This window comes from Kitasatospora sp. NPDC005751 (assembly GCF_040630835.1).
In the GTDB taxonomy this organism is placed as follows: domain Bacteria; phylum Actinomycetota; class Actinomycetes; order Streptomycetales; family Streptomycetaceae; genus Kitasatospora.
On the sequence record NZ_JBEXYC010000001.1, the window covers coordinates 1 to 14,268 of the forward strand.

12 protein-coding genes are annotated in these 14,268 nt (G+C 72.7%); 9 read left to right on the forward strand and 3 right to left on the reverse strand.

Annotated elements, in window-relative coordinates:
• Positions 1–106: 106 nt before the first annotated feature.
• On the reverse strand, positions 107–757 hold the full coding sequence (locus tag ABZ497_RS00005) for a LysE family translocator (RefSeq protein ID WP_359802215.1): 651 nt from the start codon (positions 755–757) through the stop codon (positions 107–109).
• 502 nt (positions 758–1,259) lie between these two features.
• On the opposite strand from ABZ497_RS00005, the gene ABZ497_RS00010 reads away from it, so the two are divergent.
• From ABZ497_RS00010 to ABZ497_RS00035, 6 genes are all read left to right on the forward strand, one after another.
• Positions 1,260–2,666: an SDR family NAD(P)-dependent oxidoreductase gene (locus tag ABZ497_RS00010; RefSeq protein WP_359802217.1), complete on the forward strand. Its 1,407-nt coding sequence runs from the start codon at positions 1,260–1,262 to the stop codon at positions 2,664–2,666.
• A 219-nt stretch (positions 2,667–2,885) separates the two neighbouring features.
• Positions 2,886–3,794 carry a phosphatidylinositol-specific phospholipase C gene (locus ABZ497_RS00015; protein WP_359802219.1) on the forward strand — a complete coding sequence of 303 codons (909 nt, stop codon included), beginning with the start codon at positions 2,886–2,888 and terminating at the stop codon, positions 3,792–3,794.
• Positions 3,795–4,013: 219 nt separating this feature from the next.
• Complete coding sequence (locus ABZ497_RS00020) at positions 4,014–5,219, forward strand: cytochrome P450 (RefSeq protein ID WP_359802221.1); 1,206 nt, start codon at positions 4,014–4,016, stop codon at positions 5,217–5,219.
• A gap of 71 nt (positions 5,220–5,290) precedes the next feature.
• Positions 5,291–6,451, forward strand: coding sequence for a type III polyketide synthase (locus ABZ497_RS00025; protein ID WP_359802223.1), 1,161 nt, complete (start codon positions 5,291–5,293; stop codon positions 6,449–6,451).
• Complete coding sequence (locus tag ABZ497_RS00030; protein WP_329487080.1) at positions 6,448–7,032, forward strand: NUDIX hydrolase; 585 nt, start codon at positions 6,448–6,450, stop codon at positions 7,030–7,032. Before ABZ497_RS00025 ends, ABZ497_RS00030 begins: the two co-directional genes overlap by 4 nt.
• 188 nt (positions 7,033–7,220) lie before the next feature.
• Entirely contained in the window at positions 7,221–7,694 is a 474-nt protein-coding gene (locus ABZ497_RS00035; protein WP_329492062.1) for an SHOCT domain-containing protein, read from the forward strand.
• A 128-nt stretch (positions 7,695–7,822) separates the two neighbouring features.
• Here the strand turns inward: ABZ497_RS00035 and ABZ497_RS00040 are convergent, their stop codons facing one another.
• Positions 7,823–10,300: a Tex family protein gene (locus ABZ497_RS00040; RefSeq protein WP_359802225.1), complete on the reverse strand. Its 2,478-nt coding sequence runs from the start codon at positions 10,298–10,300 to the stop codon at positions 7,823–7,825.
• A gap of 315 nt (positions 10,301–10,615) precedes the next feature.
• Here ABZ497_RS00040 and ABZ497_RS00045 point away from each other — a divergent pair, with 315 nt between their 5' ends.
• Positions 10,616–11,512, forward strand: coding sequence for an aminoglycoside phosphotransferase family protein (locus ABZ497_RS00045; protein ID WP_329487082.1), 897 nt, complete (start codon positions 10,616–10,618; stop codon positions 11,510–11,512).
• Positions 11,513–11,537: 25 nt separating this feature from the next.
• Here ABZ497_RS00045 and ABZ497_RS00050 read toward each other — a convergent pair whose 3' ends face one another.
• Positions 11,538–11,786 carry a hypothetical protein gene (locus tag ABZ497_RS00050; RefSeq protein WP_359802228.1) on the reverse strand — a complete coding sequence of 83 codons (249 nt, stop codon included), beginning with the start codon at positions 11,784–11,786 and terminating at the stop codon, positions 11,538–11,540.
• Positions 11,787–12,078: 292 nt separating this feature from the next.
• Here ABZ497_RS00050 and ABZ497_RS00055 point away from each other — a divergent pair, with 292 nt between their 5' ends.
• Positions 12,079–13,131 (forward strand): Scr1 family TA system antitoxin-like transcriptional regulator, encoded by a 1,053-nt coding sequence (locus ABZ497_RS00055; RefSeq protein ID WP_359802230.1) that lies wholly within the window; start codon positions 12,079–12,081, stop codon positions 13,129–13,131.
• A gap of 96 nt (positions 13,132–13,227) precedes the next feature.
• Positions 13,228–13,959, forward strand: coding sequence for a tyrosine-protein phosphatase (locus ABZ497_RS00060; protein WP_359802233.1), 732 nt, complete (start codon positions 13,228–13,230; stop codon positions 13,957–13,959).
• Positions 13,960–14,268 lie beyond the last annotated feature (309 nt).

Genomic DNA, 14,268 nt, shown 5'->3' on the forward strand with positions numbered 1-14,268 from the left:
CACCATCTGGATGTTGCGCCGCACCGCCTTCAGGGCGGAGCCGGAGAGCCGGGAGATCTCCTCCCCCTTGTAGCGCACCGATCCGCCGGTGACCGCCGACGGCGGCTCAGGGCGCCGCCGCCGCGGCGTTCGAGCGGTCCGCCACGAGCCGCACCGCGAAGCCGGCCAGCGCCGTGCCCATCAGGTACCGGTGGACCCGCTGCCAGGTCGGGCGACGCGCGAAGAAGGCCGACACCGAGCCCGCCATCAGCACGAAGACCGCGTTGCCGGCCACGCCGACCGCGATCTGCGTCAGGCCCAGCAGCAGGCTCTGCACCGCGACGTGGCCGCGGTCCGGATCGACGAACTGCGGCAGCAGCGAGACGTACAGGATCGCGATCTTCGGGTTCAGCAGGCAGGTCAGCAGGCCCATGCCGAACAGCCGGGCGGGCCGGTCGGCCGCCAGTTCCTTCGGCGCGAACGCCGAAGTGCCGCCCGGCCGGACGGCCTTCCAGGCCAGCCAGAGCAGGTAGCCCGCGCCCGCCAGCTTGAGCGCCAGATAGACCTCCGGCACCAGCGCGAACACCGCCGCGATCCCGGCCGTCGCCGCGACCAGGTAGACCAGGAAGCCGACGAAGACGCCCGCCAGCGAGGTCAGCCCGGCCCGGCGGCCTTGGGCGACCGAGCGGGACACCAGGTAGATCATGTTCGGACCGGGGGACAGGACCATCCCCAGTTCCACCATCGCGATGCCGGCTATCGCGCCGAGACTCACCATCGTGCCGCGCTCCCCGTTCCCTTCGTGGCCGCGGTGCGGACACCGCGGGCCGGCGGCCGGCCCGCCGCGAGGCCGCGACGCGCAACCGCCTCGATCCCGCCGCGCACCGCGCCGCGGGCTCGCAGCACATCCGCCGCGATCAAGGTCTCATCCTACGAATAATGCGATCTCACTTGTCGGGCGCAGCCGCTACAGTCCTCACCACCGCCCGGGGGCGGCACCGCGGCGGGCACGCCGGTCCGCGTCCGGCCTCCCCGGCGGGCCCTGGTCCTGGTCCTGGCCCTGGTCCTGGTCCTGGTCCGGCCCTGGTCTGGTCCTCGTCCTGGTCCGGTGGCACGACGGCAGGCGCACCGCCCGCTCGCCTCCGGCCGCGACCACCGGGGCGCCGCAGCGCGGACATCCCAGCACAGGGCATCCCAGCGCAGGGCACCGCAGCACAGGGCACCGCAGTACAGGACAGCGCAGCACACGGCATCGCAGCACAGCGCACGAGGGGGAGGACATGACGGTCCGGAGCGACGAGCGGACAGCGGCCGACGAGATAGGCCCGGAGGAGCTGGCGGCCTTCGGCCGCACCCTCGGACGCCTGCGCGCCCTCCCCGCCGACCACTCGGTCCGCCGGCACGCCGAGCGCCAACTGGAGTCCTTCGTCCGGGAGAGTCGCAAGCGCCGTCGCCAGGACGCCCGGGACGAGGACCGCCTGGCCGATGCCGGCCTGCTCGCCGCCACCGCCACCGGCGCGCCGGACCGCCGCGAGGACGCGCCGCTGACCGCCGCCGCCTCGGCCGCCCCGCTCGGCGAGCTCCGGCTCGGCCGCCGCTGCTACGTCTGCAAGCAGCACTACCGCCGGGTGGACGCCTTCTACCACATGCTCTGCCCCGACTGCGCCGTCGACAACACCGCCCGTCGCGGCCTCAGCACCGACCTGCGCGGGCGCCGGGCACTGCTCACCGGCGGCCGGGTGAAGATCGGCTTCCAGCTCGCCCTGATGATGCTGCGCGACGGCGCCGAACTGATCGTCACCAGCCGCTTCCCGCACGACACCGTACGGCGCTTCCACGCCGCCGCCGGCAGCGCCGAGTGGCGCGACCGCCTCACCGTGGTCGGCATCGACCTGCGCGACCCGCGCCAGGTGCTCGGCCTCACCGAGCAACTCCGCGCCGACGGCCGCCCGCTGGACATCCTGGTCAACAACGCCGCGCAGACCCTGCGCCGCCCGCCCGGGTCCTACGCCCTGCTGGCCGCCGGTGAGCGGGCCGCCCTGCCCGCCGCGCCCACCGCGGTCGTCCACGCCCCGGGGTTCCGACCGATGCCCGCCCTCGCCCCGGCCTGGCCCGCCGCCGAACTCGACACCGCCGCCGACCGGTCGGCCCTCGCCCTGCCCTCCGAGTGGGCCGACGAGGCGGGCCTGCTGCCCGACCCCGCGCCGGTCAACTCCTGGTCGGCCCGGCTCGGTGCGCTGGATCCGGCGGAGCTCCTGGAGACCCAGCTGGTCAACGCGCTCGCGCCCGCGCTGCTCTGCGACCGCCTGCTGCCGCTGCTGCTGGCCGCGCCGCACGCCCGCCGCTACATCGTCAACGTCACCGCGGTGGAGGGCCGGTTCGCCGTCCGCAACAAGACCGCCGGCCACCCGCACACCAACATGGCCAAGGCCGCCCTCAACATGCTCACCCGCACCAGCGCCGAGGAACTCGCCGCTCAGGGCGTCCACATGTGCGCGGTCGACACCGGCTGGATCACCGACGAGAACCCGGCCCCCAAGAAGGCCCGGCTGGCCGCCGACGGGTTCCGCACCCCGCTCGACATCGTCGACGGCGCCGCGCGCGTCTACGACCCGATCGTCCGCGGCGAGGCCGGGGCGCCGGTGTCGGGCGTCTTCCTCAAGGACTGCCGCGAGGCGGCTTGGTGACTCCCGGGGGCCGGCCGGCCACCGGGCCGGACCTCACCCGTGCGCGGCGCGGGCCGGCCGGACCTCGCCCGCCCGCACGACAACTCGCCCGCCGCTGACGGCCGGAGGTGCGACCGCGCGCCGTCGCGGGGCTGGGCAGGGCGGGCCGATCTCTCCACAATGGACATGCCATTGTCGTGATCCGGCCACCACACCCGACGGGGGTACCAGACCGTGCCCGTGACCTCGCACGCGCCGATCAGCCGGCGCACCTTCACCCGAACCGCCCTGCTGGGCGCCCTCACCGCCGCCGGCCTCGGGGCGGCCACGCCCCGGGCCGGCGCGCTCGCCGTCCCGGCGGGAGCCGACTGGCTGGCCGCCGTCGACGGCGGAGCCCCGCTCTCCCGGCTCACCCTCCCCGGCACGCACGACAGCTGCGCGCTGTACGGCGGCCCGCTGACACAGACCCAGACGCTCGCCCTGCCCGACCAGTTCGCGGCCGGCGTGCGCTTCCTGGACATCCGCTGCCGCGCGATCGACGGCGTGCTCGCGATCCACCACGGCCCGGTCTTCCAGCAGATCTTCTTCGGCGACGTCCTCAACCACTGCCTGGCCTTCCTCGCCGCCCACCCGGGCGAGACCCTGGTCATGCGGGTCAAACAGGAGTACTCCACGGTCTCCGACAACGAGTTCGGCGCACTCTTCGCCGGCTACCAGGCGCGCTGGCCGGGCCTGTTCTGGAGCGAGGACCGGATCCCCCGGCTCGCCGAGGTGCGCGGGCGGGTGGTCCTGCTGGCCGACAACTCCGGTCTGCCCGGCCTCCGTTGGGGCGGTACCCGGACGGACATCGAGGACGACTACGACATCGGCACCATCTTCGAGCTCAACTCCCGCAAGTGGCCCGAGGTCTCCGCCCACCTGGACGCCGCCCGCGCCGCCGCCGACCCGGGCCGCCTGTTCCTCACCTTCACCTCCAGCTCCGGCTGGGGCCTCTGGCCGCGCCAGGCCGCGGACGCGATCACGCCGAAGCTCCGCTCCTACCTGGGCGCCCTCGACCGCCCCGCCCGCCCGGTGCTCGGCACCGTCCCGCTGGACTTCGTGACCCCGGACCTCGCGCGCTCGCTGTACGCGCTCAACTTCGGCGGCTGACCGGGCGGGGCGCGCCCGACCGCCCGGGCGCGCCCCGCTCGCCCGGGCATCCGCGCGCCCTCAACTCCCGCATATCGCACGACAATCATCAATCTCGCTCGATCGAGCGAACTATCTTCCTTATCCACATTTTTGCCTTTCCATGGGGGAACATCAGCACGTCCGCGCCCGAACGATCCCCCGGTCGGGCGGCACCAACTCCGGCCATTGGGATAACCCGTGACTACCTCCGCCCCCGTGTGGGACTGCCCCTTCAACCACACCGAAGGCCTGGAGTTCGACCCCCTCCTCAAGCGACTGCTCACCGAGGACCCGGTCGCCAGGATCCGGCTGCCGCACGGCGAGGGCGAGGCCTGGCTGGCCACCCGCTACGAGGACGTCCGCGTCGTCACCACCGACCGCCGGTTCAGCCGCGCCGCCGGCATCGGCCGCGACCTCCCCCGGATGACGCCCGCCCCGATCGCCCAGGCCGAGGCGATCAACCTGATGGACCCGCCGGCCCACAACCGGCTGCGCCGGCTGGTCGCCAAGGGGTTCACCAACCGGCAGGTCGAGCAGTTGCGGCCGAATACCCAGCGCACGGTCGACGGCTTCCTGGACGAGATGGCGGAGCACGGCTCCCCCGCCGACTTCGTCCACCACCTCGCCTCCCGGCTCCCCATGGTCACCATCTGCGAGCTGCTCGACATCCCCGAGGAGGACCGCGCCGAGCTGCGCGGCCACGCCGTCGCGATGATGTCGATGGGCCCCGGCAGCGGCGACGGCCAGGTCCGGGCCAAGGCCGCACTGCGCGCCTACTTCTCCGAGCTGACCGCCGCCCGCCGCCGCTCCCCCGGCGAGGACCTGATCAGCGCCCTGGCCACCGCCCGGGACGAGGAGGAGCTGCTGGACGACCAGGAGCTCGCCGTGATGGCCATGGTCCTGCTGGTCACCGGCCACGACACCAGCACCTACCAGCTGAGCAACATCACCTACACCCTGCTCACCCACCCCGAGCAGCTCGGCAAGCTCCGCGCCCAGCCGGAGCTGCTGCCGCGCGCCATCGAGGAGCTGCTCCGCTTCATCCCGTTCCGCCAGGGCGTCGGCATCGCCCGGGTCGCCACCGAGGACGTCGAACTCGGCGGCGTGCGGATCAGGGCCGGCGAGGCCGTCCACGTCTCCTACCTGGCCGCCAACCGCGACCCGGAGATGTTCGAGCGGCCCGACGAGCTGGACCTCGACCGCGGCTCGGCCAACCACATGGCCTTCGGCTACGGGACGCACCACTGCGCGGGCGCCCACCTCGCCCGGATGGAGCTCCAGGTGGCCATCGGCACCCTGCTGCGCCGCTTCCCCGACCTGCGGCTCGCCGTGCCGGCCGCCGAGCTGGACTGGCGGACGGGCTCGATCTGGCGCTATCCGCGGACCCTGCCGGTCGCCTGGTGACCAGCTCCCCGCCGCGCCGGCCCGGCGCCCCTCCGACGCACCCGTAGGCCCTCCAGGGGAGATCCGTACCCATGGCAACACTCTGCCGACCCGCCATCGCCGTCCCCGAACACGTCATCACCCTGGAGCAGACCCTCGACCTGGCCCGCGGCCTGCACGCCGACCATCCACAGCTCGGCCTCGCCCTGCGTCTGATCGAGAACACCGGCGTCCGGACCAGGCACCTGGTCCAGCCCATCGACGAGACCCTGCGCCACCCCGGCTTCACCGGCCGCAACGCGGTCTACGAGCGGGAGGCCAAGCGCAGGGTCCCCGAGGTGGTCGAACGCGCCCTGGCCAACGCCGAGCTGTCCGCCCGCGAGATCGACCTGATCATCTACGTGTCCTGCACCGGCTTCATGATGCCGTCGCTGACCGCCTGGCTGATCAACACCATGGGCTTCCGCTCCGACACCCGCCAGGTGCCGATCGCCCAGCTCGGCTGCGCGGCCGGCGGCGCCGCCGTCAACCGGGCGCACGACTTCTGCCGCGCCTACCCCGGCGCCAACGTGCTCATCGTGGCCTGCGAGTTCTGCTCGCTCTGCTACCAGCCGACCGACCTCGGCGTCGGGTCGCTGCTCTCCAACGGCCTGTTCGGGGACGCCGTCGCCGCCGCCGTGATGCGCGGCCGAGGCGGCACCGGCGTGCACATCGAGCGCAACGGCTCGCACCTCGTCCCGCACACCGAGGACTGGATCTCCTACGGCGTCAGGGACACCGGCTTCCACTTCCAGCTCGACAAACGCGTCCCCGGCACCATGGAGATGCTCGCGCCCGCCCTGCGCACGCTGGCCACCGAACACAGCTGGGACATCTCGGGCCTGGGCTTCTACATCGTGCACGCCGGCGGCCCGCGGATCCTCGACGACCTCTGCCACTACCTCGACCTGGAGCCCGCGGCCTTCCGCTTCAGCCGCGCCACCCTCACCGAGCGCGGGAACATCGCCAGTGCGGTCGTCTTCGACGCCCTCGCCCGGCTCTTCGATGAGGGCGGGGTCGCGGACGGCACCCACGGCCTGATCGCGGGCTTCGGACCGGGCATCACCGCCGAGATCTCGCTCGGCAGTTGGGCCGGCGTCCCGATCGAGGCGACCATCCCGCGCCGCCCCCGGGCGATCGACGTGGCCGACCTCGCACTCGTCCAGGCGACCACCCCCCTGCTGCGTCCGGCCGGGACTACGATCACCGAATGACCGACACCACGGACCGATCCGACGTCTCTGCCAGAGCGGCCGAACTGGCCGCGCGCTTCCCCGCGTTGCACGCACCGCAGTACTGGCCCTGGGGCCGGTACGACGCGCAGTTCTCCCTCGCGCTGCCACCGGACGAACTCATCACCAACATCCACCTGGTGGGCTTCTCCGCCGGGCTGGTGGTGCTCTGCCGGGACGACCGCGACCACTGGTTCCTGCCGGGCGGGACGCGGGAGAGCGGCGAGTCGATCGAGTCCTGCCTGGTCCGCGAGCTGCGTGAGGAGGCCGGCGCGCGCCTGCTCGGCGAGCCGTCCTGGCTGGGGGCCCACCGCTGCGTGACGGACAGCGCGGAGCCGTACCGGCCGTGGCAGCCGCACCCCGAGAAGGCCTGGCTCTGGGGCTGGGCGGAGGTGTCGGTGGACTCCACCCCGACCAACCCGGACGACGGCGAGCAGGTGGTCGAGGTCCGTGCGGTGGAGCCGGCCGAGGCGCAGCGGCTGCTGGTCGGCAGCCACGAGCCGTGGTGGGGCGAGCTGGTCGGCCTGGCCGTGGAGCTGCGCGGGCGGACGTCCGCCGGATAGCGAAGCGGAGCGGCGGCCGGGGCGAGCCGGGGCCGGGGCGTGGGCCGGGGCACGGGCGCGGGTGGGGCCCGGGCGGGGCTCACACCCGGCGGCGGCGAAGATCACTGGGATGGCCGATCACAGCGGCGCCATGCTCTTCATGCGGTGATATGACTCGTTTGACCTGGGTCGTCACCGACGGGAGCGTCATGGACAACTACCCGCTGCTCAACATCTTCTGGACGATGTTCGAGCTGTTCCTCTGGATCCTCTGGTTCTTCCTGCTGTTCAAGATCATCACGGACATCTTCCGCAGCCAGGACCTCAGCGGTTGGGGCCGGGCCGGCTGGCTGATCCTGGTGATCCTGCTGCCCCTGATCGGCGTCCTCGTCTACGTGATCGCCCGTGGCACGTCGATGAGCAAGCGGGACGTGGCCGAGGCCCGGCAGAACGAGGCCGCGTTCAAGGCGTACATCCGGGAGGCAGCCGCCGAGGCGCCCGGGAGCGGTCCGCCGGGCGCGGGTGCCCCGGGTGCCACGGGCTCGACGGGTTCCACCGCGAGCGCCGCCGCGGCCGGCGGGCGCAGCCACGTCGACGACCTCGCCAAGCTCGCCGACCTCAAGGCCGGCGGTGCGATCACCGAGGTCGAGTACCAGCGGGCCAAGGAGAAGCTCCTGGCCTGAGCGGCGACCGGCCTGAGCCGGGACCGACCGGGGCGGCGGGCCGGTGGACCGCACGTCCACCGGCCCGCCGCCGCGTCACGTCCGAACGGCGGAACCGGGCCCCGGCGACCCCAGCAGGGGCGGCTGCCTCAGCGGCGCCCGGAGCGCCGGCCGCCCTCGGAGCCGGACCCGCCCGCCAGACCGGCCCGGCGCAACGCGTCCGCCATCGCCCCGCTGCCCAGCGGGGCCTGGCCGCCCGAACCGGAGCCGCCGGAGCCCGCACCCGAGCCACCGCCCGAGCCCCGCCGGTCCTGGCGCGGCGGACGCGCCTGCCGGCCGCCGCGGTCGCCCCCGCGGTCGCCGCCCCGGTCACCCCGGTCACCCCGGTCACCCCGGTCACCCCCGCGCTCCCGGCCGACCTCGTCGTCGAGGCGCAGCGTCAGCCCGATCCGCTTGCGCGGCACGTCCACCGTGGTCACCCGCACGGTGACGATGTCACCCGGCTTGACCACCTCGCGCGGGTCCTTGACGAAGTTCTTCGACAGCGCCGAGACGTGCACCAGCCCGTCCTGGTGCACGCCCACGTCGACGAAGGCCCCGAAGGCCGCGACGTTGGTGACCACGCCCTCCAGCACCATGCCGACCTCCAGGTCGCCGATCTTGTCGACACCCTCCTTGAAGGTGGCCGTGCGGAAGGCCGGGCGCGGGTCGCGGCCCGGCTTGTCCAGCTCGCCGAGGATGTCGGTCACGGTCGGGATGCCGAAGGTCTCGTCGGCGAAGTCCCCCGGCCGCAGGCCCCGCAGCGCGGTGCTGTTGCCGATCAGCTCGCGCAGCTGACCGCCGGTGCCGGCGAGGATCCGGCGCACCACCGGGTACGCCTCCGGGTGGACCCCGGAGGCGTCCAGCGGGTCGTCGCCGTCCGGGATCCGCAGGAAGCCCGCGCACTGCTCGAACGCCTTCGGACCGAGCCGGGCGACGTCCTTGAGCGCCTTGCGGGTCCGGAACGGGCCGTTGGCGTCGCGGTGCGCGACGATGTTGTCCGCGAGCGTGCCGGTGATCCCGGAGACCCGGGTGAGCAGCGGCGCGGAGGCGGTGTTGACGTCCACCCCGACCGCGTTGACGCAGTCCTCGACCACCGCGTCCAGCGAGCGGGACAGCTTCACCTCGCTGAGGTCGTGCTGGTACTGGCCGACCCCGATCGACTTGGGGTCGATCTTGACCAGCTCGGCCAGCGGGTCCTGGAGGCGGCGGGCGATGGAGACCGCGCCGCGGATCGACACATCCAGCTCGGGCAGCTCCTGGGACGCGAACGCCGAGGCCGAGTAGACCGAGGCGCCGGCCTCGCTGACCATCGCCTTGGTGAGGTTCAGCTCCGGGTGGCGCTTGATGAGGTCCTCGGCGAGCTTGTCCGTCTCGCGGGAGGCGGTGCCGTTGCCGATCGCGACCAGGTCCACGCCGTGCTTCCTCGCCAGCGCCGCCAGGGTGGCCAGCGCGGCGTCCCACTTGTTGGCGGGCTGGTGCGGGTAGATCGTGTCGAACGCGACGACCTTCCCGGTGGCGTCCACGACCGCGACCTTCACGCCCGTCCGGAAGCCCGGGTCCAGGCCCATCGTGGCGCGGGTGCCCGCCGGTGCGGCGAGCAGCAGGTCGCGCAGGTTGGCGGCGAAGACGCGCACCGCCTCGTCCTCGGCCTCCTGCCGGAGCCGGCCGCGCAGGTCGATGCCGAGCCGCACCAGGATGCGGGTGCGCCAGGCCCAGCGGACGGTGTCGCCGAGCCACTTGTCGGCCGGACGGCCGTGGTCGGCGATGCCGAAGCGGGCGGCGATCCGCTGCTCGTAGTCGCTCGCGCCGGGGAGGTCACCGGCCTCCTCGCCGTCGTAGGGGGAGAGTTCGAGGTCCAGCACCTCCTCCTTCTCGCCGCGCAGCATCGCCAGGATCCGGTGCGAGGGGAGCTTGGTGTACGGCTCGGCGAAGTCGAAGTAGTCGGCGAACTTGGCGCCTTCCTGCTCCTTGCCCGCACGGACGGTGGCGACCACCCGGCCCCGGGTCCACATCCGCTCGCGCAGCGAGCCCACCAGGTCGGCGTCCTCGCCGAACCGCTCGACCAGGATGGACCGGGCGCCCTCCAGCGCGGCGGCCCGGTCGGCCACCGCCTCGTTCAGATAGGCGTCCGCCACCGCCGCCGGGTCCTGCGTCGGGTCCGCGAGCAGGGTGTCGGCGAGCGGCTCCAGACCGGCCTCGCGGGCGATCTGCGCCTTCGTCCGACGCTTCGGCTTGAACGGGAGGTAGATGTCCTCCAGGCGGGCCTTGGAGTCGGCGGCGAGGATCTGCCCGCGCAGCGCCTCGTCGAGCTTGCCCTGGGACTCGATCGACTCCAGGACGGCCGTGCGCCGCTCCTCCAGCTCCCGCAGGTAGCGCAGCCGCTCCTCCAGGGTGCGCAGCTGGGTGTCGTCGAGCGAGCCGGTCGCCTCCTTGCGGTAGCGGGCCACGAACGGCACGGTCGCGCCGCCGTCGAGCAGATCGACGGCCGCCTTCACCTGCCCGCCGCGGACACCCAGCTCCTCGGCGATCTTGCGCTCGATCGCCTGCTGGGCCTGCTGGGCCACCTGTTCGTCTGGCGTGCTCACGAAGCCGGTCACCTTCTCCAGAGTTGCTTTCCCCGTACCCCCGCATTCTGGCACTGACCGGCGACACCTCCCGGCCGCCCCCGGAGCGAGCGGGCGTGGCGCGGCGGCGGAGTTCAGCCGTTGACGGTCGGGGAGGGGCGGCCGTCGGCGGCGATCCGGACGACGTCGGTCCGGCCCGCCGCGGCGGCACCCACCGCGCGACCGCACCGCCGAGCGCCCCCACCCGACCCGACGTCCCCACCTGATCGTCACCGCCCCACCCCGGTGTTCGAAATACGGTGAACGGCCGTGGAACCCGGGAGTACAGTGCCGGGCATGTGCGCTGCAGCCCGGATGCATGACGACGAACCGGACATCGACACCGCCCTGGTACGGCGGTTGCTCGCCGCCCAGTTCCCGCACTGGGCCGGGCTGCCGCTCGAACGGGTCGCCTCCTCCGGGACGGACAACGCGATGTTCCGGCTCGGTCCCGAACTCGCCGTACGGCTGCCCCGGGTGGGGTGGGCGGCCGGGAGCGTCGAACGCGAGCAGCGTTGGCTGCCGAAGCTGGCACCGCACCTGCCGCTCCCCATCCCCGCCCCGCTGGCACTCGGCCGGCCCGCCGCCGGCTACCCGTGGGCGTGGTCGGTGCTGCGCTGGATCGACGGTGCCAACCCGGTGGTCGGCGCGACCACCGCGCCGATCCAACTCGCCCAGGACCTCGCCGGGTTCATCACCGCGCTGCGTGCGGTCGACCCGGCGGACGGCCCACCGGGCTCCCGGGGCGTGCCGCTGGCCTCCCGTGACGCCTCCACCCGGGCCGCCATCGGCCGGCTCCGCGGATCGATCGACACGGAGGCGGCAACCACCGTGTGGGAGAAGGCACTTCGCCTGCCGGAGCACGCCGGGAGACCCGCCTGGATGCACGGCGACCTGTCCCCCGGGAACCTCCTGCTCGGCAACCGCCGGCTGCGCGCCGTCATCGACTTCGGCGTCATGGGCGTCGGCGACCCGACCGTGGACCAGATCGTCGCCTGGAACCTGCTCCCCGCCGCGGCCCGGCCCGCCTTCCGCGCCGCACTCGCCGCCGACGACGCCACCTGGGCCCGCGGCCGCGCCTGGGCCCTGTCCATCGCCCTGATCCAACTCCCCTACTACCGCACCACCAACCCCGCCCTGGCGGCCAACGCCCGCCACGTGATCCGCGAGGTCCTCGCCGACCGCAGCGTGTGAAGCGGCGCGCCGACGCCCGTACCGGTCAGAGTTCGGCCCGCGCCTCGTCGATCGAGTGCAGGACGGCCTTCGCCCCGGCGCCGGCGGCCAGTTCGGCGGACTCGTCGAGCAGCGCCCGCGCATCGGCGGGGCGGTTCTCGGCGGCGGCGAGGTACGCGAGACCGACCAGGTTGGCGGCCACCCCCTCGGGGAACGCGAGTTCGCGGCGCAGCCGGGTCGACTCGTCCAGCAGGTCACGGGCGGCCGGCAGGACATCCGCCTCGCCCCCGAACACCGGGTGACGGCAGAGACGTCGCGCGTGCTCGATTCGTTCGTCCGCGCGGCGGACGCGGAGGAGAGATGACGCGGGAGGGAGCAGACTCGGTCCCCAGGCGTGCTGTCAAGCGATTCGGGCATGACGATGCCACCTTCTGATGCATTGGGGGGTCCGTGCGCGGGCAGGGCGCTTCGTGCACTCACTAGCGCGGGCGCCCGTTCCGTTCCACGCTTAGCGTCGACGGTTCCGAATTCGGTGACGAGCGATCAGCCGGTTCCAGGGAACGTCTTGACACAGGGGGGCCTGAACCATGACTCGTCAGAAGTCCGTCCATCCGGACCTGCGGTCGAGCGCGGGAGCGGTGTTCGGTGCCGTCCTGCGGCGATTCCGCGACGCGAAGGGAATCTCGCAGGGTGAGCTCGCCGCACTCGTCCCGTGCAGCCGCCCGCACATCTCCCGCATCGAGGCGGGCACCCGCAACCCGCAGGAGGACTTCGTCCTCGCGGCCGACCGGCTGCTGGACACCGGCGGACAGCTGATGGACCTCTGGAGAGAGATCGACTGGTACGCCCGGGTGGAGCACCCGGACTGGTTCCGGCGCTACGCGGGGTTCGAGGAGCGGGCTTCGACGATCTGCGAGTTCCAGGTCGCCCACATCTCAGGCCTCCTGCAGACCGAGGCCTACGCCCGTGCGCTGCTCGCATCGGGCGACGCCGCGGGCAACCCCGACCTGATCGAGGAACGCGTCGTCTCTCGACTGGCTCGCCAGCACCGCCTGACCGCGCCGGACGGCCCTCTCTTCAAGGTCGTCCACTCCGAGGCCGCGATCCGCTCACTCGTGGGCGGCGAGGCGGTCATGCACGAACAGCTCGGACGCCTGCTGACGCTCGGACAGCTCCCCAACGTCGTCCTCCAGGTCGCGCCCCTCAGCCTCGGCGAACGAGTACCGTTCGCCACCATCGTCTCGCTGGTCACCTCACCCGACGGCAGGACTCGGATCTACTCCGAGAGCCTGGATCAGGGCCACTTCATCGAGGATCCGAGAGTCGTCCAACGCAGGCAGCGCGCCTATGATCTGCTCCAGGCGGACGCGCTCTCCCCCCGCGAGAGCGCCGCGCTGATCCGCAGTGTGAGGGAAGGACTTCTCAACGTCATGCCTGCCAACCCCACCATCTCGTGGCGCAAGTCCAGCTACAGCGGGAACAACGGCGGCAACTGCATCGAGGTGGCCGAAGGCCACCCCTTCCTGCTCGTCCGCGACTCCAAGGACCCCGAGGGCCCCGTCCTCTCCTTCCCCTCCACCACCTGGCACTCCTTCATCGACGCCGTCCGCACCGACACCTTCCCGACGCCCGGCCGCTGAACGACCGCATCCGAATCCCCTCCTCCGGGCCACCGGGGAGGGGATTCGCCCGTTCTCGCCGGGAGGCGCCCGGCCGGCGGTCGGTAGGGTGCGGCCATGACGCGACACATCGCCTTCGACGCCCTGCACAACTTCCGTGACATGGGCGGATACCGGAACTCTGACGGATTGTCGGTCCGGTGGGGCCGGCTCTACCGGTCGGACTCGCTGGGCAAGCTCTCCTCGCCCGAGGACCTCGCGGTGTTCCGGGGCCTCGGCATCGGCACCGTGATCGACCTGCGCTACCCGTGGGAGATCGCCGCCAAGGGGCGGATACCCGTGCTGGACGGCGTGGCCTACCACAACCTCTCGATCGAGCACCGGCCGTACGACCAGGCGGAGATCGACCCGGACGTCGATCCCTGGCGCTACCTCGCGGACCGGTTCGCCGAGGTGACCGAGGACGGGGTGGCGGAGATCCGCCAGGTGATCGAACTGGTCGCGGCCGCGGACCACCCGGTGGTCTTCCACTGCGCCTCCGGCAAGGACCGCACCGGGCTGATCGCCGCACTGCTCCTCACCCTGCTCGACGTCCCCGAGGCCGACATCGCGGCCGACTTCGCCCTCACCGAACTGGCCACGCCGCACCTCGTCGCCGACTGGCACGCCGCCCACCCCGGGCGCACGCTGCGCTGGCCGGGGTACGGGCGCGCGCCGGAGGACGTGATCCGGCACGTGCTCGCCGACCTCACCGCCGCCCACGGCTCGGTGCGTGCCTATGCCACCGGCACACTCGGTGTCGACGAGGAACTGATCGGCGCACTGCGCTCCCGGCTGCTCACCGAATAGCCGACGGGCGGCGGGAACTGGCCACCCCATTTTGCAAATGACAATCCTACAAAATCAGACCCGAACAACCTTTCGCTCATCCGAGGACATCTGCGGAAATGCTTGGCCGACTTCCCGTCAGCCAAGCAAATCTTCGAGCACTTCGTATCACCGACTTGCCAAACCCCGGCCCCATCAACCCCACCCTCCGAATGGCCGGAAATAATAGTTCTTGGCAGCTGTTCGTGCACGCTAAGGTCGTTCCCGCGGCGGCTCGTCCGATCGGGTGATCAAGGCCGATGGCAGTCGAACCTCCGCTCGCTTCTTTTT

Coding starts and splice junctions, on each gene's coding strand:
- ABZ497_RS00005 (WP_359802215.1), bottom strand. CDS start 757: ATGGTGAGTCTCGGCGCGATAGCCGGCATCGCGATGGTGGAACTGGGG.
- ABZ497_RS00055 (WP_359802230.1), top strand. CDS start 12,079: ATGACTCGTCAGAAGTCCGTCCATCCGGACCTGCGGTCGAGCGCGGGA.
- ABZ497_RS00025 (WP_359802223.1), top strand. CDS start 5,291: ATGGCAACACTCTGCCGACCCGCCATCGCCGTCCCCGAACACGTCATC.
- ABZ497_RS00010 (WP_359802217.1), top strand. CDS start 1,260: ATGACGGTCCGGAGCGACGAGCGGACAGCGGCCGACGAGATAGGCCCG.
- ABZ497_RS00060 (WP_359802233.1), top strand. CDS start 13,228: ATGACGCGACACATCGCCTTCGACGCCCTGCACAACTTCCGTGACATG.
- ABZ497_RS00030 (WP_329487080.1), top strand. CDS start 6,448: ATGACCGACACCACGGACCGATCCGACGTCTCTGCCAGAGCGGCCGAA.
- ABZ497_RS00045 (WP_329487082.1), top strand. CDS start 10,616: ATGTGCGCTGCAGCCCGGATGCATGACGACGAACCGGACATCGACACC.
- ABZ497_RS00035 (WP_329492062.1), top strand. CDS start 7,221: ATGGACAACTACCCGCTGCTCAACATCTTCTGGACGATGTTCGAGCTG.